Annotated in this window: 24 protein-coding genes; 12 read left to right on the forward strand and 12 right to left on the reverse strand. The window is 40.4% G+C overall.

Annotation, left to right across the window (positions count from 1 at the left end):
• Positions 1 to 4: 4 nt before the first annotated feature.
• The 7 genes from lptB (at position 5) to rnk (ending at position 4,988) form a co-directional block, all read left to right on the forward strand.
• On the forward strand, positions 5 to 730 hold the full coding sequence (lptB, locus tag JEP40_RS09935) for an LPS export ABC transporter ATP-binding protein (RefSeq protein WP_072069775.1): 726 nt from the start codon (positions 5 to 7) through the stop codon (positions 728 to 730).
• Between the two features lie 59 nt (positions 731 to 789).
• Complete coding sequence (gene rpoN / locus JEP40_RS09940) at positions 790 to 2,271, forward strand: RNA polymerase factor sigma-54 (RefSeq protein WP_198623432.1); 1,482 nt, start codon at positions 790 to 792, stop codon at positions 2,269 to 2,271.
• Positions 2,272 to 2,294: 23 nt separating this feature from the next.
• Entirely contained in the window at positions 2,295 to 2,582 is a 288-nt protein-coding gene (hpf, locus tag JEP40_RS09945; RefSeq protein ID WP_036913954.1) for a ribosome hibernation promoting factor, read from the forward strand.
• A gap of 149 nt (positions 2,583 to 2,731) precedes the next feature.
• Complete coding sequence (gene ptsN / locus JEP40_RS09950; protein WP_198623433.1) at positions 2,732 to 3,199, forward strand: PTS IIA-like nitrogen regulatory protein PtsN; 468 nt, start codon at positions 2,732 to 2,734, stop codon at positions 3,197 to 3,199.
• Between the two features lie 79 nt (positions 3,200 to 3,278).
• Positions 3,279 to 4,133: an RNase adapter RapZ gene (rapZ, locus tag JEP40_RS09955; protein ID WP_023582880.1), complete on the forward strand. Its 855-nt coding sequence runs from the start codon at positions 3,279 to 3,281 to the stop codon at positions 4,131 to 4,133.
• Positions 4,130 to 4,402, forward strand: coding sequence for a PTS phosphocarrier protein NPr (npr, locus tag JEP40_RS09960; protein ID WP_198623434.1), 273 nt, complete (start codon positions 4,130 to 4,132; stop codon positions 4,400 to 4,402). Before rapZ ends, npr begins: the two co-directional genes overlap by 4 nt.
• Positions 4,403 to 4,577: 175 nt before the next feature.
• The gene (rnk, locus tag JEP40_RS09965) at positions 4,578 to 4,988 is read left to right on the forward strand and encodes a nucleoside diphosphate kinase regulator (RefSeq protein ID WP_075671465.1); all 411 of its coding nucleotides are present in this window, start codon (positions 4,578 to 4,580) and stop codon (positions 4,986 to 4,988) included.
• A 105-nt stretch (positions 4,989 to 5,093) separates the two neighbouring features.
• Here rnk and pmbA read toward each other — a convergent pair whose 3' ends face one another.
• Positions 5,094 to 6,422: a metalloprotease PmbA gene (pmbA, locus tag JEP40_RS09970; RefSeq protein WP_198623435.1), complete on the reverse strand. Its 1,329-nt coding sequence runs from the start codon at positions 6,420 to 6,422 to the stop codon at positions 5,094 to 5,096.
• Positions 6,423 to 6,609: 187 nt separating this feature from the next.
• Here pmbA and yjgA point away from each other — a divergent pair, with 187 nt between their 5' ends.
• Positions 6,610 to 7,170, forward strand: coding sequence for a ribosome biogenesis factor YjgA (gene yjgA, locus JEP40_RS09975; protein WP_072069864.1), 561 nt, complete (start codon positions 6,610 to 6,612; stop codon positions 7,168 to 7,170).
• A 75-nt stretch (positions 7,171 to 7,245) separates the two neighbouring features.
• Here yjgA and JEP40_RS09980 read toward each other — a convergent pair whose 3' ends face one another.
• From JEP40_RS09980 to mreB, 10 genes are all read right to left on the reverse strand, one after another.
• A complete protein-coding gene (locus JEP40_RS09980; protein WP_198623436.1) occupies positions 7,246 to 7,527 on the reverse strand; it encodes a barstar family protein in 282 nt (93 codons plus the stop codon).
• Positions 7,527 to 8,027, reverse strand: coding sequence for a ribonuclease domain-containing protein (locus tag JEP40_RS09985; protein WP_198623437.1), 501 nt, complete (start codon positions 8,025 to 8,027; stop codon positions 7,527 to 7,529). The genes JEP40_RS09980 and JEP40_RS09985 overlap by 1 nt, the downstream gene beginning before the upstream one ends.
• Positions 8,028 to 8,104: 77 nt before the next feature.
• Complete coding sequence (gene tldD / locus JEP40_RS09990; RefSeq protein ID WP_198623438.1) at positions 8,105 to 9,550, reverse strand: metalloprotease TldD; 1,446 nt, start codon at positions 9,548 to 9,550, stop codon at positions 8,105 to 8,107.
• The gene (nit1, locus tag JEP40_RS09995) at positions 9,547 to 10,407 is read right to left on the reverse strand and encodes a deaminated glutathione amidase (protein ID WP_198623439.1); all 861 of its coding nucleotides are present in this window, start codon (positions 10,405 to 10,407) and stop codon (positions 9,547 to 9,549) included. Before nit1 ends, tldD begins: the two co-directional genes overlap by 4 nt.
• Entirely contained in the window at positions 10,404 to 14,204 is a 3,801-nt protein-coding gene (gene yhdP / locus JEP40_RS10000) for an AsmA2 domain-containing protein YhdP (RefSeq protein ID WP_198623440.1), read from the reverse strand. Before yhdP ends, nit1 begins: the two co-directional genes overlap by 4 nt.
• A gap of 45 nt (positions 14,205 to 14,249) precedes the next feature.
• Entirely contained in the window at positions 14,250 to 15,719 is a 1,470-nt protein-coding gene (gene rng, locus JEP40_RS10005) for a ribonuclease G (protein ID WP_198623441.1), read from the reverse strand.
• Complete coding sequence (locus JEP40_RS10010) at positions 15,716 to 16,303, reverse strand: Maf family protein (protein WP_198623442.1); 588 nt, start codon at positions 16,301 to 16,303, stop codon at positions 15,716 to 15,718. Before JEP40_RS10010 ends, rng begins: the two co-directional genes overlap by 4 nt.
• 53 nt (positions 16,304 to 16,356) lie before the next feature.
• Positions 16,357 to 16,845, reverse strand: coding sequence for a rod shape-determining protein MreD (gene mreD / locus JEP40_RS10015; protein WP_198623443.1), 489 nt, complete (start codon positions 16,843 to 16,845; stop codon positions 16,357 to 16,359).
• Between the two features lie 5 nt (positions 16,846 to 16,850).
• Entirely contained in the window at positions 16,851 to 17,891 is a 1,041-nt protein-coding gene (mreC, locus tag JEP40_RS10020) for a rod shape-determining protein MreC (protein WP_198623444.1), read from the reverse strand.
• Between the two features lie 91 nt (positions 17,892 to 17,982).
• Positions 17,983 to 19,026, reverse strand: a complete 1,044-nt coding sequence (mreB, locus tag JEP40_RS10025; protein WP_023582893.1) for a rod shape-determining protein MreB — start codon at positions 19,024 to 19,026, stop codon at positions 17,983 to 17,985.
• A 688-nt stretch (positions 19,027 to 19,714) separates the two neighbouring features.
• On the opposite strand from mreB, the gene JEP40_RS10030 reads away from it, so the two are divergent.
• The 4 genes from JEP40_RS10030 to accC all read left to right on the forward strand — a co-directional run bounded on the left by JEP40_RS10030 (position 19,715) and on the right by accC (position 23,430).
• Complete coding sequence (locus JEP40_RS10030) at positions 19,715 to 20,689, forward strand: MDR family oxidoreductase (RefSeq protein WP_198623445.1); 975 nt, start codon at positions 19,715 to 19,717, stop codon at positions 20,687 to 20,689.
• Positions 20,690 to 21,119: 430 nt separating this feature from the next.
• Positions 21,120 to 21,563 (forward strand): type II 3-dehydroquinate dehydratase, encoded by a 444-nt coding sequence (gene aroQ / locus JEP40_RS10035; RefSeq protein WP_072069788.1) that lies wholly within the window; start codon positions 21,120 to 21,122, stop codon positions 21,561 to 21,563.
• Positions 21,564 to 21,597: 34 nt separating this feature from the next.
• On the forward strand, positions 21,598 to 22,068 hold the full coding sequence (gene accB / locus JEP40_RS10040; protein WP_072069789.1) for an acetyl-CoA carboxylase biotin carboxyl carrier protein: 471 nt from the start codon (positions 21,598 to 21,600) through the stop codon (positions 22,066 to 22,068).
• A gap of 12 nt (positions 22,069 to 22,080) precedes the next feature.
• Positions 22,081 to 23,430, forward strand: coding sequence for an acetyl-CoA carboxylase biotin carboxylase subunit (gene accC / locus JEP40_RS10045; protein ID WP_198623446.1), 1,350 nt, complete (start codon positions 22,081 to 22,083; stop codon positions 23,428 to 23,430).
• A gap of 73 nt (positions 23,431 to 23,503) precedes the next feature.
• On the opposite strand, the gene JEP40_RS10050 is transcribed toward accC, so the two are convergent.
• Positions 23,504 to 23,761, reverse strand: a complete 258-nt coding sequence (locus JEP40_RS10050; protein ID WP_269814764.1) for an Lrp/AsnC ligand binding domain-containing protein — start codon at positions 23,759 to 23,761, stop codon at positions 23,504 to 23,506.
• Between the last annotated feature and the right edge of the window lie 23 nt (positions 23,762 to 23,784).

Genomic DNA, 23,784 nt, shown 5'->3' on the forward strand with positions numbered 1-23,784 from the left:
CTTTATGGCGCTGTTAAAAGCTGAAAATTTAGCAAAAGCATACAAAGGGCGCACCGTTGTCGGTGATGTTAGCCTGAATGTTAATTCAGGTGAAATTGTAGGCTTACTTGGCCCTAATGGTGCCGGTAAAACAACAACATTCTATATGGTTGTCGGTATTGTCGCTCGTGATGCAGGTAGTATTACTATTGATGATGAAGACATTACTCTGTTACCGTTACATGAACGTGCGCGTAAAGGAATAGGCTACCTACCTCAAGAAGCCTCTATTTTTAGACGTTTAAGCGTTTATGATAACATTATGGGGATTTTAGAAATTCGCCATGATTTAACGCCAGAACAGCGAAAAGATCGTGCAGAAGAGCTGTTAGAAGAGTTCAATGTGAGCCATTTGCGTAACAGCTTAGGGCAATCATTATCCGGGGGCGAACGCCGTCGAGTTGAAATTGCACGCGCATTAGCCGCAAACCCTAAATTCATTTTATTAGATGAACCTTTTGCAGGTGTTGACCCAATATCAGTATTGGACATTAAAAAAATTATCCAGCATCTACGTGATTATGGATTAGGTGTACTGATTACTGACCATAATGTTCGTGAAACATTAGATGTGTGTGAACGCGCCTATATTGTCAGCCAAGGTCACCTTATCGCTCATGGTTCACCAGAAGAAATTCTTGAAAATGAGCAAGTTAAACGTGTTTACTTAGGTGAAGGCTTCCGCCTGTAATCTTAGATTCACTTTTACTCTGTCATGGATGACAACAGCTAAGGACTCATCGCATTATTATGAAACAAAGTCTGCAACTTCGTCTCAGTCAGCAATTGGCAATGACGCCACAGCTACAACAGGCTATTCGTTTGTTGCAACTTTCGACGCTTGAATTACAACAAGAAATTCAGCAAGCGCTTGAATCCAACCCTCTTCTCGAACAAGATGACGATCAACAAGATCCCGTTTCAGATGATGCCTCTCATACAGAAAATCAATCTGACTCTACAACAGAAACAACAACTGAAAACGAAGTTGAAGAGTTCGACACACTGGATGCTTTAGAACAAAAAGAGATGCCTGACGATCTCCCATTAGACACCCAATGGGAAGAGATCTACACCGCGGGCACACCTTCTGGTACCAGTAATGACTATATGGATGATGAACTCCCACTGTATCAAGGTGAAACAACAGCTTCATTACAAGATTATCTAACATGGCAGGCCGATCTCACCCCGTTTACAGAAATAGATAGAGCTATTGCCATAAGTATTATCGATGCAGTTGATGAAACAGGATATTTAACTGTTACAACAGATGACATCCTGCTTGGAATGGGCGATGATGAGATAGAGCTTGATGAAGTTGAGGCCGTATTAAAACGTATTCAACGCTTTGATCCTATTGGAGTTGCTGCGCGTGATTTAAAAGAGTGTCTTTTGATCCAGCTTTCTGCTTTTTCAACAGATACACCCTATCTTAAAGAAACACAGTTGGTCATTAGCCAACATTTAGAATTATTGGGTAATCGCGACTTTCGCCAATTGATGCGTCAAACGAAGTTACGTGAAGAAACATTAAAATCAGTTATTGAGATAATTCAGTCACTTGATCCTAAACCTGGATTAAGTATTGATACAGGTGAGTCAGAGTATGTTATCCCAGATATACTGGTAAAAAAATCAGGTGAACGCTGGCAAGTTGAGTTAAATACAGATAGCATTCCTCGCCTACGCATAAATGAAACCTATGCTGCATTGGGTCAATCGACTCAAAATGAGAGCGATGGAAAATTTATTCGTGATAATTTACAAGAAGCCAAATGGCTGATAAAAAGTTTAGAAAGTCGTAATGAGACATTATTAAAAGTCGCTTATTGCATTGTTGACACACAGCAGGCATTTTTCGAATTGGGTGAAGAGCATATGAAACCTCTTGTGTTAGCGGATATCGCTGAACAGGTTGAAATGCACGAATCCACCATTTCTCGAGTGACAACGCAAAAATTTTTGCATTGTCCAAGAGGAATTTTCGAATTGAAGTATTTTTTCTCTAGCCATGTGAATACTGATAGCGGAGGCGAAGCCTCTTCAACAGCAATCAGGGCTTTAGTGAAGAAACTAATCGCAGCAGAAAATCCAGCGAAACCACTTAGTGATAGTAAACTGGCTGATATGCTCGCAGAACTTGGTATACAAGTTGCTCGACGCACTGTTGCGAAATATAGAGAGTCATTATCCATCCCGCCTTCAAACCAACGCAAAGAGTTGGTTTGAGCATAATTGAGAAGGAAGACACTATGGAACTTCAAATCACTGGTCATAACATTGAATTAACTGATGCTCTGCGTGATACCGTCAAAGCAAAAAGCGCGAAATTACCTCAGTTCTTTGACAAAATTAATAACGTTCAGGTTATCCTGAAAGTCGAGAAAGTGAATAAAATCGCTGAAGCGACTATTCAAGTTAATGGCGGTGAATTACATGCCTCTGCTGAAGCAGAAGATATGTACGCAGCAATTGATGGATTAATGGATAAACTGGCTCGTCAATTAACCAAACACAAAGATAAACTGAGACAACATTAATTCATTTCCCATTGCGAAATGGAGATACAATCGGCGAAGTTACTGCGTTGTTTATGACTCGGTTCAAGCCAACGCCTAATCAATATCAGTAACAAAAAACCAGATGTCACTTTGTGGCATCTGGTTTGCTGGTCTAAGTGAATAAGACAATGAACAACGATACAAAGATGAATATTAGCGACGTACTTTCTCTGGTATGTACACATAATGATGTACATTGCACGAGTAAAAAACGCGCGTTAGAAATTATCAGTGAAAATGCAGCAAAAGCACTTAATTTACCCGAAACACTGATATTTGAAGCTTTACTGACGCGTGAAAAAGTCGGTACAACAGGGATTGGGGGGGGGTTAGCTATCCCTCATGGACGTATTGAAAGTGATGAAACAGAAAAAGTAGTTGGTGTGTTTCTTCACCTAAGCGAACCTATTGCCTTCGACGCTATTGATAATCAACCTGTCGATTTGTTGTTCGCATTACTCGTTCCTGCAACACAGTGCAAGGAACATTTACACACACTGTCTTTGATTGCAAAACAGTTGGCAGACAAAAATTTATGTCGTCGACTACGCTCCGCACAAAGTGATGAAGAGCTTTATCAGATTATCACAGAATAACCCCTACGGGTTTGTTGGGACGCGAATAGCATACAGTGGCATGATATTCATCACTGGGAAATTATAGGGGAGCTACCTCATGGTGCTGATGATAGTCAGCGGACGCTCTGGTTCAGGTAAGTCAGTCGCTTTGCGTGCGCTTGAAGACATGGGATTTTATTGTGTTGATAACTTGCCTGTTGATCTTTTACCTGAGCTCGCAAAAACACTGGCTGAACGTGATGCTTCTGCTGCCGCAGTCAGTATTGATGTCCGAAATATGCCAGAGTCGCCGGAGATCTTCGAAAAAGCGCTGGAAAGTTTACCCGCTGAATATTCTCCACAACTCTTATTTTTAGACGCAGATAGAAATACTTTAATCCGTCGCTATAGTGATACACGACGCTTACATCCGCTTTCGACCAAAAACCTTTCATTAGAAATGGCAATTGATACCGAAAGTGATCTGCTTGAGCCATTGCGATCACGCGCAGATCTCATCATTGATACGTCTGAAATGTCCGTTCATGAGCTCGCAGAAATGTTACGTACTCGTTTATTAGGTAAGCGTGAGCGTGAATTGACTATGGTCTTTGAATCCTTTGGATTTAAGCATGGTATTCCTATTGATGCAGATTATGTTTTTGATGTGCGTTTCTTACCGAATCCACATTGGGATCCTAAACTTCGCCCGATGACAGGCCTCGATCGCCCTGTTGCGGCATTTTTAGATAGACACACAGAAGTTCATAACTTTATTTATCAAACCAGAAGCTATCTTGAACTCTGGTTGCCGATGTTAGAAACCAATAACCGTAGCTATTTGACGGTTGCAATTGGTTGTACGGGGGGGAAACACCGTTCTGTTTATGTTGCAGAGCAACTTGCCGACTATTTCCGTTCCAGAGGGAAAAACGTACAATCCCGGCACAGAACACTAGAAAAACGCAAATGACCCAGTACCGACAAGTTGCGATTAAAAATCGACTCGGCATGCATGCAAGGCCGGCAATGAAGTTGTTTGATTTAGTGAAAACATTTCAATCAACAGTGATTTTACGCAATAACGAAGGGGTCGAAGCGCAAGCAGATAGTGTAATTGCTATGCTGATGTTAGATTCAGAGCAAGGCAGTCAAATTGATATAGAAGTGACAGGTAGTGACGAAAATGAAGCTATTGATGCTATTATTGTATTATTTGAATCTGGGTTTGATGAAGAATAATCGTAATATAAAACAATAGATTAGCATTTCTTAACTAAATAACCCGAAAGAGACTGTGATCATGGTCTCTTTCTTTTTTATACAGAACCGCCTATTATCTCATATATGAGTTTAACAACACCCCCACCTCACCCGTGGGGGTGTTGTTTTGCATTGGAATAAATTGGAGTGTGGTATGACAAAGCCAACAATTATCATCAACGAACTTGATGCTGAACGTTTAGATTCATTGCTAGAGCAACCGGCCTTTGCAGATAGCCCTATTGCTGAAGCCTTGAATGAAGAATTAGATCGTGCTGACATTGTTACACCAGCTGATATCCCTGCTAACATTGTCACAATGAACAGCAAAGTCCGTTTTATGGACTTAAAAAACAATGAAGAGCGCACCCGTACTTTAGTGTATCCCGCTTCATTAAAAGACAGCACCACAGAACTTTCAGTCATGGCACCAATGGGTGCTGCGTTGCTGGGTCTAGCAATTGATGACGAGATCAGTTGGAAGTTGCCTAATGGCCTTGAAACTAAGGTTAAAGTATTAGAAATTCTATACCAACCTGAAGCAGCTGGTGAATTACACCGTTAAGCAGAGCTGAAGGTTCGCGTGTTATTTTTTATCTTATTAACGCAATAAAATACAAGTAAGCGCGATATCTCAGCCCACTAATGGGCTGAGATTAAAGGTAAGGCACTACTGACCTGCGATACTCATCTCTGGTAATAACAACGATCCACACTGAACATTACTGCGCATCTCAATATCATCACCCATAGTGGCAATATTTGCCCACATCTCTTTTAAATTACCGGCAATAGTCACTTCACTAACAGGATACTGAATTTCACCATTCTCAACCCAAAAACCACTTGCACCACGAGAATAATCACCAGTCACGGTACTGACGCCTTGCCCCATCAATTCCGTAACAACTAAACCTGTTCCCATCTCTTTTAACAACGCATCAAATGATAGACCTTGCCCTGGGATATACCAGTTATGAATACCACCAGCGTGGCCATTACTTTTTAAACCTAGCTTCCTTGCTGAATAGCTCGTTAATAGCCATTCTTGTAACACGCCATCTTTAATTATTTCGGCATCGGTTGTACGCACACCTTCACTATCAAACGGTGTTGATGCCAAACCTCTCATTAAGTGAGGACGTTCTTGAATATTGAGCCATTGAGGGAAAATTTGTTTACCCAGACTATCTAATAGGCAAGAAGATTCACGATAAATCATGCTACCACTAATTGCCGCGACTAAATGACCAAAAATACCTGTCGCAACATCCGCCGCAAAAATAACAGGTGCTTTCATGGTTGGAAGTTTACGAGGTGCGAGGCGTGATAAAGTACGACGAGCACACTCTTGCCCTACCCATTCAGGGGATGCCAGATCATCAAAACGACGGCTAATGGTATAGGCGTAATCGCGCTCCATATCTTCGCCATCACGAGCAATCACACAACTCGACATCGAATAGCGTGAAGATGAATAACTTTTTAATAAACCAAGGCTATTCCCAAATACACGGGTTCCACTGTGGCTATTAAAACTACCTCCTTCGGTATTAATAATACGGCTATCACTGTCTAATGCAGCTTTTTCTGCTCTTGAGGCTAACTCTATTGCCTTATCCGCAGTCACATCAGTTGGATGGTATAGATCAAGGAAAGGTGCATCAAACGCTAATAACTCTTTATCTGCGGGGCCTGCATAAGGGTCAACAGAAGTATAACGCGCAATATCCACAGCAGCTTGTACTGCACGTTTAATCGCATCAGGACTTAAGTCGGTAGAAGAAGCACTACCTTTACGTTGTTGTTGATAAACCGTAATGCCTAACGCGCCATCACTGTTAAATTCAACATTTTCAACTTCACCATAACGTGTACTAACACTAATACCTGTTGATTTATTAATAGCGACTTCTGCACTATCACACAGTTTTTCCGCCAGCTCCAATGCAAGCGAGACGGCGTCTTCAAGCTGTTTTACCTGATCTGAATTATTCATTGAGAACCATTTTTCCTAAGGAGAACATCACTTTTTACTTATTTTTAGCAAAGTAAATCAATTGACAGGTGGTCAACAAGCGATTTTCCCAGTTACAATAGAAGATATATGAATGTTATCACCCGTCGGGCTTTTGGTCATTCACCAAATCACACTCCCGGCTTACTCTGCAACAGGAATTTTTATTATGGCAAAGCAGCCTGAAGAGTGGCATTACCTCAATCCTGAATTTGACGATACCTCGTCAGAAGAGGAAGAAGAGGAAGAAATTATCTGGGTCAGCAAAAGTGAAATTAAACGCGATGCTGAAGCGCTAAAAAAACTAGGCACTGAATTAGTGGAATTAAGTGCGCAAGAATTAGAGCGTGTGCCATTAGATGAGAAATTATTAGCCTCTATTCAATTAGCACAAAAAGTACAGCGTGAAGCGCGCCGTCGCCAAATTCAATATATCGGAAAATTACTGCGCAATGTGGATGAAGATCCGATCCGCCAAGCGCTTGATAAACTAAAAAACCGCCACAATCAACAGATCTTAGTGCTACATAAATTAGAAGATCTGCGAATTCGTCTTGTCGAAGGTGGCAATGAAGTCATTGAAGAAGTCGTCGCCCTTTATCCAATGGCTGATCGCCAGCAATTACGTACACTTATCCGTAATGCCAAAAAAGAGAAAGAAGCGAATAAACCACCAAAATCATTTCGCTTACTGTTTCAATATCTAAAAGATTTATCAGAATCAGCATAAAACCTGATCCCCCTGAAAACGCAGTGTAAAACGATATTACTACTGCGATTTTCAGGTGTCTGTTTCTATACTTTGCTATTTTTGATTTTTATGCTCACAACTAAAGCTCAATAATGCTTTACCTAGCTCGTTTTGTGCTTCTTGCATTAACTCAACCAAAGGCTGGAAATCGCTGGAATGATGAGGTAAATGCTTGAAAATGATTTTTACTGGTAATTTAATTTCTCCCATTAACACATCCCATAATGCATCTAAGTTATTACCAAATTGCTCATCTAACTGAAATTGCAATGCAAAATCCCGATAAAAGGCGTCTCTATCTGCCAGCATCTTAAAATCAAAAATAACCTGTTTCATTAAGGAGCCACCTTTGTCATTGTACGGTAATGATCCGTAGTGACATAAATAAGCCCATCATTCGAGTAGAGCAATCTATCACTACCTCGATGACCACATTGATAATTTACATCGGCTTCATACCACTGGCGCCCAGGCTCTTCAGGTAACTGTTTTTCACGGTTCATAAAGCGATCGCCACCAATAGCCCTTCCTGGTAATACTTCACACAAGTTACCTGCTTTTGCATTCCAGCCTTTATCTCTTGCTTGTTTTTTAGTGAGATAAAAATCCGGTAATTGCTGATGACGTTGTAAATAGTTAGCCACTGCACTAGCTTGCGTTTTTTCATCGATAGACAGAGGAATTTGTGCCGGTTTATTGACGCCATTGCTAGATGATGCAGGAATAGAAACTGACGATGAAGATATTGATGTTTTACTTTCGGGAAGCAAGCCCTTATAAAGAACACCAAATAAAACAGCAATAACAATAATAACTGGTAATAAACGTTTGCCCATAACTTAGCACCTTCATTATAAAAAACTCCATCGATTGATGGAGTTTAATAAATACACCTAAATAACGGTAACAATAATTAAGCCGTACCACCTACAGTGATTTTATCCAGCTTCAAGGTTGGTTGACCAACGCCAACAGGTAGGCTTTGCCCTTCTTTACCACAAACACCGACACCTTTGTCTAACGCAAGATCATTGCCCACCATTGAGACTTGTTGCATGGCTTCAATGCCTGAACCAATCAGTGTTGCCCCTTTAATCGGTTTCGTTATCTTTCCGTTTTCAATTAAATAAGCTTCAGAGGTTGAGAAAACAAATTTACCCGATGTAATATCAACCTGACCACCACCAAAATTGGGTGCATAAATACCGCGATCAACACTCGCAATAATCTCTTCTGGTGACGATTTACCCGCTAGCATGTAAGTATTAGTCATACGAGGCATAGGAAGATGTGCATAAGACTCACGACGACCATTTCCTGTCGGTGCAACCCCCATTAAACGAGCGTTCATCTTATCTTGCATATAACCTTTTAAAATGCCGTTTTCGATTAACACATTGTATTGACCCGGAACACCTTCATCATCAATAGCAACCGAGCCACGGCGTCCTTCAATTGTGCCATCATCAACAATAGTACAAAGCTCAGAAGTGACTTTTTCACCAATGCGCCCTGAAAATACAGAAGTTTCACGACGATTGAAATCACCTTCTAAACCGTGGCCAACAGCTTCATGTAATAATACGCCTGGCCATCCTGCACCTAATACCACAGGCATTGTTCCTGCCGGTGCTGCAATTGCAGATAAATTCACTAATGCCATACGTACCGCTTCACGTGCATAAGTCACTGCGTGGCTTTCACCTTCAACTTTCATCAAGAAGTAATCATAACCAAAACGACCACCGCCACCACTCGCACCACGTTCACGTTTACCATCTTCTTCCACCAGCACACTGACAGAAAGGCGAACTAAAGGACGTACATCAGCTGCTAACGTACCATCGGTTGCTGCAACAAGCACATGTTCATAAACACCCGTTAATGATGCATTAACCTGTTTAACACGCTTATCTTCAGCACGCGCAACTTTATCTACTTCATGTAATAGCGCAATTTTCTCTTCACGAGAAAGGCTTTGTAACGGATCATTTAAGCTGTACAGCGGTGAGTGTTGAATAGCACCTAAAGTATGGATACGACCATTACCCTTAGCCTGAACAATGCTTCGCGCAGCATGCGCACTTTGATTCAGTGCGTTAAGCGTTAACTGGTCGGCATAAGCAAAACCGGTTTTTTCACCATAAATTGCTCTGACACCAACCCCTTGGTCAATATTATAAGAGCCATCTTTAATAATCTGATCATCAAGTATCCAAGCTTCGTGGTAGCTTGATTGAAAATAAAGATCACCATAATCAATTTGACGCTGTGCAAGCTGCTCTAGTGTTGATGCTAAATCATCTAAACTAAGTTTGTTTGCTTCCAACAGACTTTCGCTGACAACAGCTAAACTCATAATTCTTCTTTATCCTTAACTTTTTTGATTAAGTGGGTCAGTTTCGGGCGAAAGCGGTTATGTTTCACGACCCGTATCTGTTCGCGCATACCGTGTAAACTCTCGACACTCACATTGAGCGTTAGCGCACTGACAGCATCAGGGTTCTTTTTCAAGACTTTACCCCAACCATCAATCGCCATGGTATGACCCCAAGTCCGGCGCGTATCATGTGTACCCACTTGTGCAGGCGCTAAGATAATACACTGATTCTCAATCGCGCGAGCACGTAATAAAGGCTCCCAGTGTGCTTTCCCCGTTAAACGAGTAAAGGCTGCTGGTACAGAAATAATCTCTGCACCTTTCTCTCTTAATGCTTGGAAAATACCTGGGAAACGGAGGTCATAACAGATGGTTAAACCTAATTTTCCGACAGGAGTATCAATCACGGTTAGGCGCTCACCTCGTTGATAAATAGAAGATTCATTATATTCGCCCTGTTCATCGTCAATACTCACATCAAACATATGAATTTTATCATAACGAGCACGAATAACGCCTTCATCATCGAAGACCAAACTACTGCTGGTAATTTGATCTGGAGAGTCACGGCTAATCAAAGGCATAGAACCCACTAAGATCCACACTTTGTAACGCTGAGCCATTTTAGCAATTGCATTTTGTAACGGCCCATCACCCTGAATTTCAGCGTGTTTATGATAATCTTTAGAGTTCGAAAAAAGTAACGCATTTTCAGGTGTTAATACCAGCTTCACTGAATCGGGTAATTGCTTAATCTGTTGCTCGATTTGCGCCAGATTATTTTTTGTGTTTTTTCCGCTACAAAGTTGCAAAAGTGCGACATTAACTTTTTTCATAACGCCTGATTCTCCTTAAGCTGACGCAGTACTTCGTCAATTTTGGGTTGTTCCATAGTTCCGGTCACATGATAACGGATAACTGAAATCTTACTCCAAAGTGGCCCCAGAACTTTTGATGCCGCAAATACTGCGGCGCCTGCAATTGGGTTTATTGCGAAAGCCGTGGCAACACCGACTGTGGCTGAAATCTCCGGGGTGACTACAACTTGTAGATCCATTTTACGTTCAAGTAAATCCACTTTCCCACTTATCGCAATATCAGCAATAACACCATCAACATGAACACTCTCTGCATTCATAATACCTTGATTAATCGTAATTTCACTTTTAATCGAATCATATTCAAAATGCTCACTGAAAGTATCTCTAAAATCAAACTGCAATTTACGTAAAAGCGCATCAAAACTAACTAGTCGTAATAATTTACCCGCTTGTCCTACATCGACTTTCTCTATGCGTCCTTTGCCTAAAACAGATTTAATATCACCATTTAAGCTCGCAATATTAAAATTCCACGGTGTATCATGCCATTGTAATGAAAAATCGGCAGAAAGAGGAGATTGTAAAACGGGCACGATATACCCAAAGTAAGCGGCCATTTCATCAATCTCATCAGCTTTTAGCTTACCGATTAATTTTGTAGTGTTATTCCCGTTCAGACCTTCAGACCACACACCATTAACCTGAAGCTCACCACTACTATTTTCTAATTTACCGCCAGTTAAAAATAAAGCACCTTTGTTTTGTTTTAACGAACCTTCAATTTTTCCTAAAAGTAGACCATTAATCCAACACTCACGACATTCAAAATCAATAGAAGGGATATTTTTCACTGAAAACTTCAATGCGTTAGGATCAGGAATATTGGCCATTTTTAACGGTTTTTCTTCTTGAGAAGCAGAAACACCATTAAAATAGAGATAGTTAATATTTACTTGCCAAGGTGCCGACGTTTCAGGAATAAATACATCACCTCGTAATTCACTGCCTGAAAATGCCAATTTTACACCATCATTAACGCGCATAATTTCAGTTTGTGGGTTATTCCATTTTTGCCCAGCAAAATTTAAATCAGGTAAGCTGATATGCACATTATCAGGGAAACTTACTGCATTTTCAGAAGGTGTTAATGATGAAAATGCGATTAATGTCGGTAACCATTTGTCTCCATCTAATCCTTTAAGAGCAATGGTTAACCGTTGTTGTGAGCTGAAATCAGGTAATTTTAGGGAAGAAGAAACAAGGTTACCTTGTAATAAACGAAGTTGTTTACCTAATCCCCATTGGCTATTAAATTTCCACTGTTTTTCAGCACTAGCATTCACTGTTAAGGTTTCACTATTACCGTTTGCTGAAATCATAATAGGGGGAGAGTTTTTTAGATCCTGAGTTTCAGGTACTGTTAACTTGCTACTTAATGCATTGATATTTCCGGTTAAATCAACTTGATAATCGACATCACCTTTTTCGGGGATCTTAACATTAACGTCGCCATTCCATGGGAATACACCACTAAATTTCTGCTGAATATCGCTAGGTAATCCTTGAATTTTTTGAATATCCCATTGGCCTTTTAAACCAACATCTACTTGATAATTTTCCGCAGTATTATGGCTTGTAAATGAAAATGCGAGTGGCTGACCAAACCAATTGGCTGTTAATGTATCACTTTCAAGTTTGTCATTGTGATAACGAAATTGCCCGCTGACGCCCTTTAACGTAGTATCCATAAAATTCAATGTGACATCATTGTTTTTTAAATTAATATCACCTGAAGCAACCACATCTTCACCGCCAAAGGGAATATCTAATTTCAATGTACCGTTAATTTTTCCTGCAACTTTAAGCTCTTCAAGTGTATGACCAATACTCTCCATTTGAGAGTCTAAGAAATACTCTTTCAACTCGTCGCCCGTGGCTTGAATATCCGCATTAATTAAGATCTTCTCTTGTCGATAGCTCTCAATCACCGCACTTAAGTTTGTGGCCGTTGCTTTACCCACTTTCGCTTGTGCAGAAGACATCCATAACCCATCATTTTTAAAATCTAGATTAATATCCAGATCGAATAATGCAGGCCATTCACTATCAAATTTAAAGGTTGCATGTTTAACAGGGGCATAAACTTGAAACCACCCTTTGTGGTTATCAAAAGGAAAATCGGTGGGATCGCCATGGAAGATAAAGGTTCCATTGTCGATATTACCCGCAATAATTGCATCTGAAAGATATTGAGTGAGTTCTTTCCCAACATACTCTTCTGGCAGATAACGCCACGCATCTCCCGCATTGGTCACTCTTACGCCAGATAAAATAGAAAGTTGCTGATCTGCACCTTGCTTTTCATAACGAAAATCTCCCGCAACCCATGCTGATGTTGCTTGAACATCTAGTCCTTGGCTCCAAAGTGACAAATTATCCCCTGAATGTTGCCAATAGAGTGTTCCTTTTCCTTTTTCAATATTCAGTGGTGCTTTAAATAATTCGCCTGTATCTATTTTACTATCCGCTAGGGCAAAGTTAAGTTCACCACTTTGCATGCTTCCTTTTAATTGCCCGCTGAAATTTTGTACTGATGGGATCTCTTGCCAACGCTTCCAATCTACATTTTCCCAAGAGAGATTAATCGCACTTTGCTCAAAGTGTTCAGGCATGAGATCTAAGGCAAAATCATTAACCACACCGGAGAATTGGCGATACTGCCACTGACGTACAAAATCAGGGGTTAAAAACGAAAATAATGGCAACAATGCATACAGCCTATCTAGCTCGATATTTTTAGCTCTAATACGCCATGCTTCATCATGTTTTTTTTCTTTAGGTTGATAAAGAACGGCTAAATAGCCATCAGGCCACTCTTCACCATCCATGGTAATTTTTCGAGTATAAGGAATATCAGCAAGCCAACCATTTTCTTGTCTTCTCATGCGTAAAATTAAATCTTCAACATTTAATACATGTGAAGTGTCCTCACCACGCCAATCCATTTCACCTTGATGAATTTGTAATTGGCTTCCTGTAATGCGACCTTTGGTGATTTCAATCCAGTTTGATAAGCTCGCTTTAGCTTCACCTAAACCACTATTATTTTTTACCCACTGACTAATCCAAGGTGAAATATCAATATCATCAGCGGTAAGGAATACCTTACCATTATCAATTAAGCCTTCATTCGTGGTATAGAGGTCAAGGCGAACTTTTAAACCACCATAGTGATTAATCGGTGTATCAAGGGTGACTTCACCTTGAGCACGGTGACGATTTTTTTGATTTAACCACATCAACTCAGGCACATGTAATGTACTGGTATCTCCTGACGGGGTTAGAAAAATAAAACGGCTTTTAACTAGCTTAAAGCGATCGAACTGTTCAAGAAAAAGCGAAGAGATATCATCAGGTGCAGTTAGCGTAATATCGCCACTTTCCCCAGTAAAAATAGAGCGTTGGTAATTGACATATAACTGTTCAAAGGTCAGTTCACGAAAATGAAGGCGAAAAGCGAATAATGAACGCCAAACGTCAAACGAAAAAGTGACTTTTTCTGCCGTAACGTCCACATCTTTATTCTTAATATTAAGCCCTTCGACTTGAATATCAGGGCCAAAATTCTGCCACTCCCCATTAATTTTCGTTATTGAAACAGGACTATTGAGTTGCTTTGTTAAATACGTTTCTATTTCAGGGCGATAATTATCTAAACGAGGCAGAAAATAGCGAAACCCGCTTAACACCAAGGCAAAAACGATGAGGCAAAAAACTGTTATCACTAACAGGTATTTAGGCAGCCGCTTCATTTCTGTCTCCTTTCTGCCATCATATTCATTAGGAAGGCGACTCCATTACATCATCACCACATCAAATTGCTCCTGGCTATAGAGTAGCTCAGTTTGCACTTTTACTTGCTTACCCACGAAAATTTCAACCTCTGCTAATGCATGAGATTCATCACCTTTTAACGCATCAGCAACCGCCGTAGAGGCATAAACTAAGAAGCGATCTGCATCAATCGTTTTATGTACACGCACGATCTCACGTAAAATTTCATAGCAGACTGTTTCAACTGATTTTACCGTACCTCGTCCTTGACAAGTTGGGCAGTCATCACAAAGAACATGTTCGAGGCTTTCTCGAGTTCTTTTACGTGTCATTTCCACTAAGCCGAGTTGAGAAAAATCATTAATGGTCGTTTTCACTCTATCTTTACTTAAGGCTTGTTCAAGTGATGCCAATACTCTGCGTTTATGTTCATCATTATTCATATCAATAAAATCAATAATGATAATACCGCCTAAGTTACGTAATCGTAATTGACGAGCAATGGCTTGGCTTGCCTCAATATTAGTATTAAAAATGGTTTCTTCTAAATTTCGATGACCAACAAAAGCCCCCGTATTAATATCAATCGTCGTCATTGCTTCAGTTTGATCGATAATGAGGTAACCACCTGATTTCAATTCAACTTTACGTTCTAAAGCCCGTTGAATTTCATTTTCAACACCATAGAGATCGAAAATAGGTTGATTCCCTTGATGCAATTCAAGTTTAGCGGTTAATTCAGGAATGTATTCACCAATAAATTCCTGTAGTTGATTATAAGTTAATTTAGAGTCAACACGTATGCTATCTAATTCAGAGCCAGCAAAATCACGTAAAATACGTTGTGCTAAAGCCAGTTCACCATAAATTTGAATACGGGTTTTATTTCTTTTCTTACGCTCAATAATTTTATTCCATAAGCGTTTAAGAAAAGCGGCATCTTGCTTAATTTCATGTTCGCCAACACCTTCGGCGGCTGTACGTATAATAAAACCACCATTTTCATCGCAATACTCTTCAACGAGTTGCTTTAAACGCTCGCGCTCTTCTTCACTATCAATTCGTTGAGAAACACCCACATGAGACGCACCAGGCATAAATACTAAATAACGGGAAGGCAATGTAATATCCGTGGTCAGGCGAGCGCCTTTTGTTCCTAAAGGATCTTTGACCACTTGTACAATTAAATCTTGGCCTTGATGGACTAATTGCGCAATATCACGAACATTAAATTTTTTCTGCTCTTCACCTGCGATGCATTCAGTGTGAGGCATAATATCAGAAGCATGTAGAAAAGCGGCTTTATCTAGCCCGATGTCAATAAATGCAGCTTGCATCCCGGGTAATACGCGACTGACCCGACCTTTGTAGATGTTTCCGACAATGCCTCGTTTCGCTTCTCTTTCGACATGAATTTCCTGAAGTATGCCTCCACGAATATAAGCAACACGAGTTTCAGATGGCGTCACATTCACTAATAACTCAGCTGTCATGAAATCACCTTCTCATTAGCTAGAGACGAAAATTGAGCTATCAATGCTTCGGTTTCAACAAGAGGTAATCCGACAACAGCATGATAACTCCCCTCAATCCGTTGAACAAAACGGCCTCCTTTTCCTTGAATACCGTAAGCACCAGCTTTATCCATTGGCTCTCCTGACTCAATATACGCGCTAATCTCACTCTCTGTCATCTCTCGAAAAGTGACGTGTGTGACGACTAATTGACTCAATGTGCGTGTTTTATTAGAGATAGCAATTGCCGTCATCACTTGATGAGTTGCACCTGAGAGTGAACGTAGAATTTGTACTGCATGGGCTTTATCATGTGGTTTTTCAAGAATATGGCCATCATGAACCACAATAGTATCAGAACCTAAAACAGGGTAATCATAGGGGGCTTGTCGTACACCTTCTTGTGACTTTTCTTTTGCCAAACGAAGGACATAATCTTCTGGTGTTTCACCTTGTTGCCAAATTTCATCAATAGCAGGGGTGATAATACTAAACTCAACATCTAATAACGCGAGAAGTTCACGTCTTCTTGGTGAGCTGGATGCAAGATAAAGCGTGGTCACAGATAATGTCCTCATGACGGTAACGCAAAAGAGACCGTCATAAGCCAATTAACTTAGTGAACTGAAAACTGGTGACGGACTTTGCGAAGTAAAAAATAAAGCCATGGCCAAAGAATACCACTGACTGGGCTATTCCAGAATACTTGAGGGTGAAAAGTCACTGGTGAAAGTAAAAATTCTGCCCAAAATACAGTAAGATCGACAACAACCACACTAAACATTATCACTAAGGCCTGTTGCCATAACGCTAAATTACAAAAAAGTTGGTATTTAAAAGCAATAACATAACTCACTAACGTATAAGCGAGAGCATTTACACCTAAGGTTGTTCCTTGGACTAAGTCCATAACCATACCCAATACAAATGCGGTTCCTACACTGACACGATGAGGGATCGCGGTTATCCAATAAATCAGAAACAACATTGGCCAAATAGGTCGATACATTTCCAACTGTTCTGGCCACGGCATAATTTGCAAAACAAGTGCGATAAGAAAAGAGAGCCAAACAATCCAACGCCCGCGACTTTGATAAGGATTCATCGGAGTTACCTACTTCTTGTTGTGCTAGGTGTAGTTGGTGTTGTAGCTGGCGTAGTTGTTCCATTACCCGTCTCTGGCGTATTTTCTAATGGCTCTTGAGACATAGAACGAGGAAGTGGAGGCCCTGCTTGCTCATAATTAGGTAAGACTTGTGGCATCAATTGCATTAGACGCTCATTCGCTGCGTGATACACCTCTGAAGGTAACGGAGGTTCTCCTGTTTTATCTGATGCATTCCATAATAAAAGTAAATAACGTAAACGCTGTAATTCTGCGGAAGGACGAACATTAATCACTGAATAAGCACGTTGATTATCAACTTTAACTGAAGCAACAACACCAACCGGGTAACCCTCAGGAAAACGGCCACCGAGTCCTGATGTGACTAAAACATCCCCCACACGAATATCGATATTAGCAGGTAAAGCTTCAAGCACTAAATCATCTGCACAACCCGCACCTGAGGCAATCACACGAATATCATTACGTAAAACTTGCACTGGTAACGCATGTGAGGTATCACAAATTAATAGCACTCGGCTCGTAAGCTCACTTACGGCAATAACTTGACCTACAACACCTTTATCACTAATGACCGGCTGTCCTTCATAGACGCCATCATTGGTTCCTTTATCAATAACCACTTGATCTCGATAAGGCGTACTATTGCCAGATAGAACTTGTGTAACTGTCATTTGTTCATTTTGGCGAAGAGGTGAACCAAGTAATTCTCGTAAACGGGCATTCTCTTGCTTAAATTGCTCTAGTAGTTGGCTTTCTCCACTGCGAACTAATAACTCTTTTCTCAAAGCTTGGTTTTCAAATTGTAAACGCTCACGCGTTGCAAACGTTTCTGAAATTTGATCGAGGAAACGGCGTGGACCATTTGCAAGAAAATAGAAGGGACTAACAGCAGTATCAAGATACTGGCGGACTTTAGAAAATGCACCAATACGGTTATCAGCAATCAATAAAGAGATAGCGATAACCACGGCGATTATTAATCTTAGTTGCAGGGAAGGGCCCCGACTAAAAATTGGCTTCATAAACTCTAAGATCACTCACACGGAGAAATTAAAAAACAGGTGTTAGTATTTTCACCAAGGGGGAATCCATTCTCCCTTGTTAGAATTAATCTCAATCTTCGCTAAACAGATCGCCACCGTGCATATCGATCATTTCTAATGCTTTGCCACCACCACGCGCAACACAAGTCAGTGGATCTTCAGCAACAATTACAGGAATACCCGTTTCTTCCATTAATAAACGGTCAAGGTTACGTAATAACGCACCACCGCCTGTTAATACCATGCCACGCTCTGAAATATCAGATGCCAATTCTGGTGGGCATTGCTCTAACGCAACCATAACAGCACTAACGATACCGGTTAATGGTTCCTGTAATGCTTCAAGGATTTCATTAGAGTTTAATGTAAAGCTACGAGGTACACCTTCTGCAAGGTTACGACCACGAACTTCGATTTCATTAACTTCATCAGAAGGATAAGCCGATCCGATGTCATGTTTAATACGTTCTGCGGTTGCTTCACCAATTAATGAGCCGTAGTTACGGCGTACATAATTAATGATAGCTTCATCAAAACGGTCACCACCGATACGGACAGAAGATGAATAAACCACACCGTTTAATGAAATAACAGCGACTTCTGTTGTACCACCACCAATATCCACTACCATCGAGCCAGTTGCTTCAGAAACAGGCAAGCCTGCACCGATTGCCGCAGACATTGGCTCTTCAATTAAGAAGACTTCACGTGCACCTGCACTTAACGCTGATTCACGAATAGCTCTGCGTTCTACTTGAGTTGCTCCAACAGGCACACACACTAACACGCGAGGACTTGGACGCATAAAGCTATTGTTATGAACCTGTTTTATGAAGTGCTGAAGCATTTTTTCGGTTACATAAAAATCAGCAATCACACCGTCTTTCATTGGACGGATAGCAGCGATATTCCCAGGTGTACGCCCTAACATCTGTTTGGCTTCATGCCCAACAGCTGCAACACTTTTTGATGTGCCAGCGCGATCTTGACGAATAGCGACAACGGAGGGTTCATCGAGAACAATACCCTGTCCTTTGACATAAATGAGGGTATTGGCGGTACCCAAGTCAATAGACAAATCGTTGGAAAACATGCCACGAAATTTTTTAAACATACGAAAGGATAATCCTGCAAGCCGGGACGGAAAAATCCGTCTACTCTATCAACCACAATAAGCAGCGACAAGGCGCGATTCACTACTTAGATTAAAGTGGACACGTAAATAATCATAAAGGCACAATATTCTACGTTACTTTTCCCAATTGGAGCAGAAAAAAACTGCATAAAAATGGGCTAATTAGAACGATTAACGCATAATTTCAATCCTACGCTGTTCATATTTAACTTATGTAACAATACAAACAACGCTTCTATCAATAAAGAAAAATCTGACTTCGTTGCCAAACTGTGACTCAAAAGCATCACTGCAAGTTCAAATAAAATTTATTCATTTGAACAAGCTCAATCACTCTATTGATATTAAATAGTGTTTCACCGACAAAGTTGACTGAAAAAATAATAAAAGTATCCACCTCAAATACTTCATAAACAACGCATTATCTTTATTTCGAACTACAAAGGGAAATGCTTATTTTTATCTCATCGCCAAACATTAGCGGTGTTATCTAATAACCAAGATATAAAACTCAGAATAATCTCTGTATCAATAAACGTAGAACCTCCCGTTTATACACTAAAAAAGGATTATTTGTCTCATTATTACAATAGATATTGTGCACAATCACGACGATATCTAAAAAATCACTTATCATAGAACAAATAGAAATCGATAAGGGGTCAAGATGAAAGCATTATTAGTTGAACAGCACGACGATAAACTCAATGCCACTGTGCAAGATATCGATGCAAAAATATTGCCTATTCATGAAGTTATTGTCGACATTCATTATTCCACACTGAATTATAAAGATGGATTAGCGATCACTGGGAAAGGAAAAATACTACGCCAATTTCCAATGGTTCCAGGAATCGATTTTTCAGGTGTCGTTCATCACAGTGAAGATCCTCGTTTTCATATTGGTCAACATGTTTTATTAACTGGCTGGGGCGTAGGTGAAAATCATTGGGGTGGACTTGCTCAAAAAGCAGGTGTAAAAGGTGATTGGCTGACTGCTATACCTGAAGGGCTATCTTTAAAAAATGCCATGATAATTGGTACAGCTGGCTTTACGGCTATGCTTTGTGTTATTGCATTAGAACAAGGCGGTGTAACGCCACAAAGTGGTGATATTTTAGTTACAGGCGCCAGTGGAGGTGTAGGAAGTACCGCCATTAGTTTATTAACCGCTCTTGGTTACCAAGTGACCGCATTAAGTGGTAGAGCCAGTAACCATGACTATTTACGCAAACTTGGTGCCAAAGATATTATCACTCGCGAAGAGTTTGAACCTGCGGGCAGAGCGTTAGATAAACAACGCTGGGCGGGCGCAATTGATACCGTCGGTGGACAAATTCTTGCTAATATTTTGTCGCAAATAAACTATAACGGAACAGTGGCTGCTTGTGGGTTAGCGGGTGGTTTTTCTTTACCGACGACAGTGATGCCATTTATTTTACGAAATGTTCGCTTACAAGGTGTCGATTCTGTTTATTTCCCAGCGGAAAAACGCGCTCAAGTTTGGCAACGTTTACTAAAATTACTGCCAGAAACATTCTATCAACAAGCAATGACAGAAATTACACTTGATGAAGTTCCACGTTATGCTCAAATGATTATGGATAATCAAGTGACTGGTAGAACATTAGTAAAACTCTAATTCGTGGGTTTTACCTGCTTATTTCTGGCATTAATTCGCCTCATTTAGTGCCAGAATAAGCGTCTTTCTATATAAACAGGTAACAGAGTTGTGATGTAGATCACATTTTTAATATATATTAACGATTCATCTCAAAGAAGTTCAGATTTCCAGTGACATCAATAAATAACGTGATGTTATGATTGTTTTTTCACCACCTGTTTATTTTGCTTTCTCACGTTTACAATCTTGTAAAAACTTTTAACTTTTCATCAAAATATCCCCTTCCCTCCCTGATTAGACCAGTATTTTGCTGTTATCTTCTGTGAAATGTCTATAATGTCGGACTTTGTGATATGTATCGTAACATTGGATACAATAAAAGATGACAAAACGAAAAGCACAGGTTATTTTGTCATTTCGTTGACGAATTGACGGAGATAGAAGCATAATGTCGGAAAATTTTCATATTTTGCTCCTGAATGGTCCGAATCTAAACCTGCTTGGAACAAGAGAGCCGGAAACCTACGGACACTTAACTCTGGATGATATCGTTCAAAGTTTGTCAGCAGATGCTCAGGCATTAAATGTGAAACTTAGCCATTTTCAGTCTAATGCTGAATTTGAGCTGATAAATAAAATTCATGCGGCGCGGGGAAATACCGATTACATATTAATCAACCCTGCAGCTTTCACGCATACCAGTGTTGCACTGCGTGATGCATTATTAGGGGTGAATATTCCATTTATTGAAATTCACCTATCCAATGTCTACAGTCGGGAGCCTTTCCGCCACCACTCATATCTCTCTGATATCGCAACAGGCGTAATCTGTGGATTAGGTGCAGAAGGTTATCGATTTGCTTTACAGGCAGCGGTCAGCCGTTTGTCTTAATAAAAAACATCAAAAAAGAGTACGGAATCAACTCATGGATATTCGTAAAATTAAAAAACTGATCGAGCTAGTCGAAGAGTCTGGCATTTCTGAACTAGAAATTTCTGAAGGTGAAGAGTCAGTACGTATCAGTCGTAATACTGGTCTTCAGGGTCAAATGGCTCCTCAGCAATATTTTGCGGCACCAGCGGCACCTCAACCTGCGTTAGCCAATGCTGTTGCGCCAGTAGCACCAGAAACACCAGCAGCGACTCCAACGCAAGAAATCAGTGGTCACGTTGTTCGTTCACCAATGGTCGGAACGTTCTATCGCTCACCAAGCCCTGAAGCTAAGAAATTTGTTGAAGTCGGTCAGCAAGTCAATGTCGGCGATACTCTGTGCATCGTTGAAGCAATGAAAATGATGAATCAGATTGAATCTGATAAAGCGGGTGTTGTTAAAACTATCCTTTGCCAAGACGGCGACAATGTTGAGTTTGACGCTCCACTCTTTGTTATCGAATAACGAGGCAGGTCCATGCTAGAAAAAATCCTCATTGCCAACCGTGGTGAGATAGCACTGCGTATCCTAAGAGCATGTAAAGAGCTTGGGATCAAAGCAGTTGCCGTTCACTCCACAGCAGACCGTGATTTAAAACACGTTCTGCTGGCAGACGAGACTATCTGTATTGGTCCCGCTGCTTCAGCAAAAAGTTACCTAAATATCCCTGCAATTATTGCAGCGGCTGAGATCAGTGGCGCACAAGCCATTCATCCAGGATACGGTTTCCTGTCTGAAAATGCTGATTTTGCAGAACAAGTTGAACGCTCTGGCTTTATTTTTATTGGTCCAAAAGCTGAAACCATCCGCCTAATGGGTGACAAAGTTTCAGCCATTGAAGCGATGAAAAAAGCAGGTGTTCCATGTGTACCAGGATCAGACGGTCCTCTAGGTAACGACACTGCAAAAAATATTGAAATTGCTAAACGTATTGGCTACCCAGTTATCATCAAAGCTTCTGGCGGCGGTGGTGGACGCGGTATGCGAGTTGTTCGTTCTGAAAAAGATCTGGAACAATCTATTACAATGACGCGTGCAGAAGCAAAAGCGGCATTTAGCAACGATATGGTATACATGGAAAAATACCTTGAAAACCCACGCCACATTGAAATCCAAGTCATGGCTGATGGTCAAGGTAATGCTATCTATTTGGCTGAACGTGATTGCTCAATGCAACGTCGTCACCAAAAAGTAGTTGAAGAAGCACCAGCACCGGGTATTACCCCTGAAATCCGTAAAAATATCGGCGAACGCTGTGCGAATGCATGTATTGAAATCGGTTATCGTGGTGCGGGTACTTTCGAATTTCTGTATGAAAATGGTGAATTCTACTTTATTGAGATGAACACTCGTATTCAGGTGGAACATCCAGTAACAGAAATGATCACTGGCATCGATTTAATTAAAGAACAGTTACGCATTGCATCTGGCTTACCTTTATCAGTAACGCAAGATCAAGTTAATGTTCATGGTCATGCAATTGAATGCCGTATCAACGCAGAAGATCCAAAAACGTTCATGCCAAGCCCGGGTACTATTACTCGTTTCCACTCACCAGGTGGATTTGGCGTACGTTGGGAATCGCATATTTACGCAGGTTATACTGTTCCACCTCACTATGATTCAATGATTGGTAAATTGATCACTTACGGTGAAACACGAGAAATCGCGATTTCTCGCATGAAAAATGCGTTGGCAGAACTTATCATTGACGGTATCAAAACCAATGTTGAACTGCACCAGTTCATTATGAATGATGAGCAATTCCAAAAAGGTGGTACCAACATTCACTACCTTGAAAAACGTTTAGGTTTAGCTGAGAAGTAATTTTCTTCACTTAACCAGAAAAGGCATAGTTTAATCACTATGCCTTTTTTATTGCTGATTTTCTGATAAGCATCTATTTAATAGGAAACCCTTTAAAGGGTTTTATTTCTCGAATGCTAAAACTGGTGTTCATCTTTTTGATATTGCCAATTACTCGTACTTTCATCATGGAAACGTTATGAAAATCGTCCATATCTTTAACGACCAATTGCAACATATAGTCATATCGTTCTGAAATATTATGGCAAGAAATCACATTATCAATCTTCATTATGTCTTGTTCAAAGTGCGTCATATTATTTTCAGAATGCAAATCTAACGTAATATTCATAAAGACATAAAAATTAAACCCTA

The organism is Proteus vulgaris (assembly GCF_016239305.1).
GTDB lineage: Bacteria > Pseudomonadota > Gammaproteobacteria > Enterobacterales > Enterobacteriaceae > Proteus > Proteus vulgaris_C.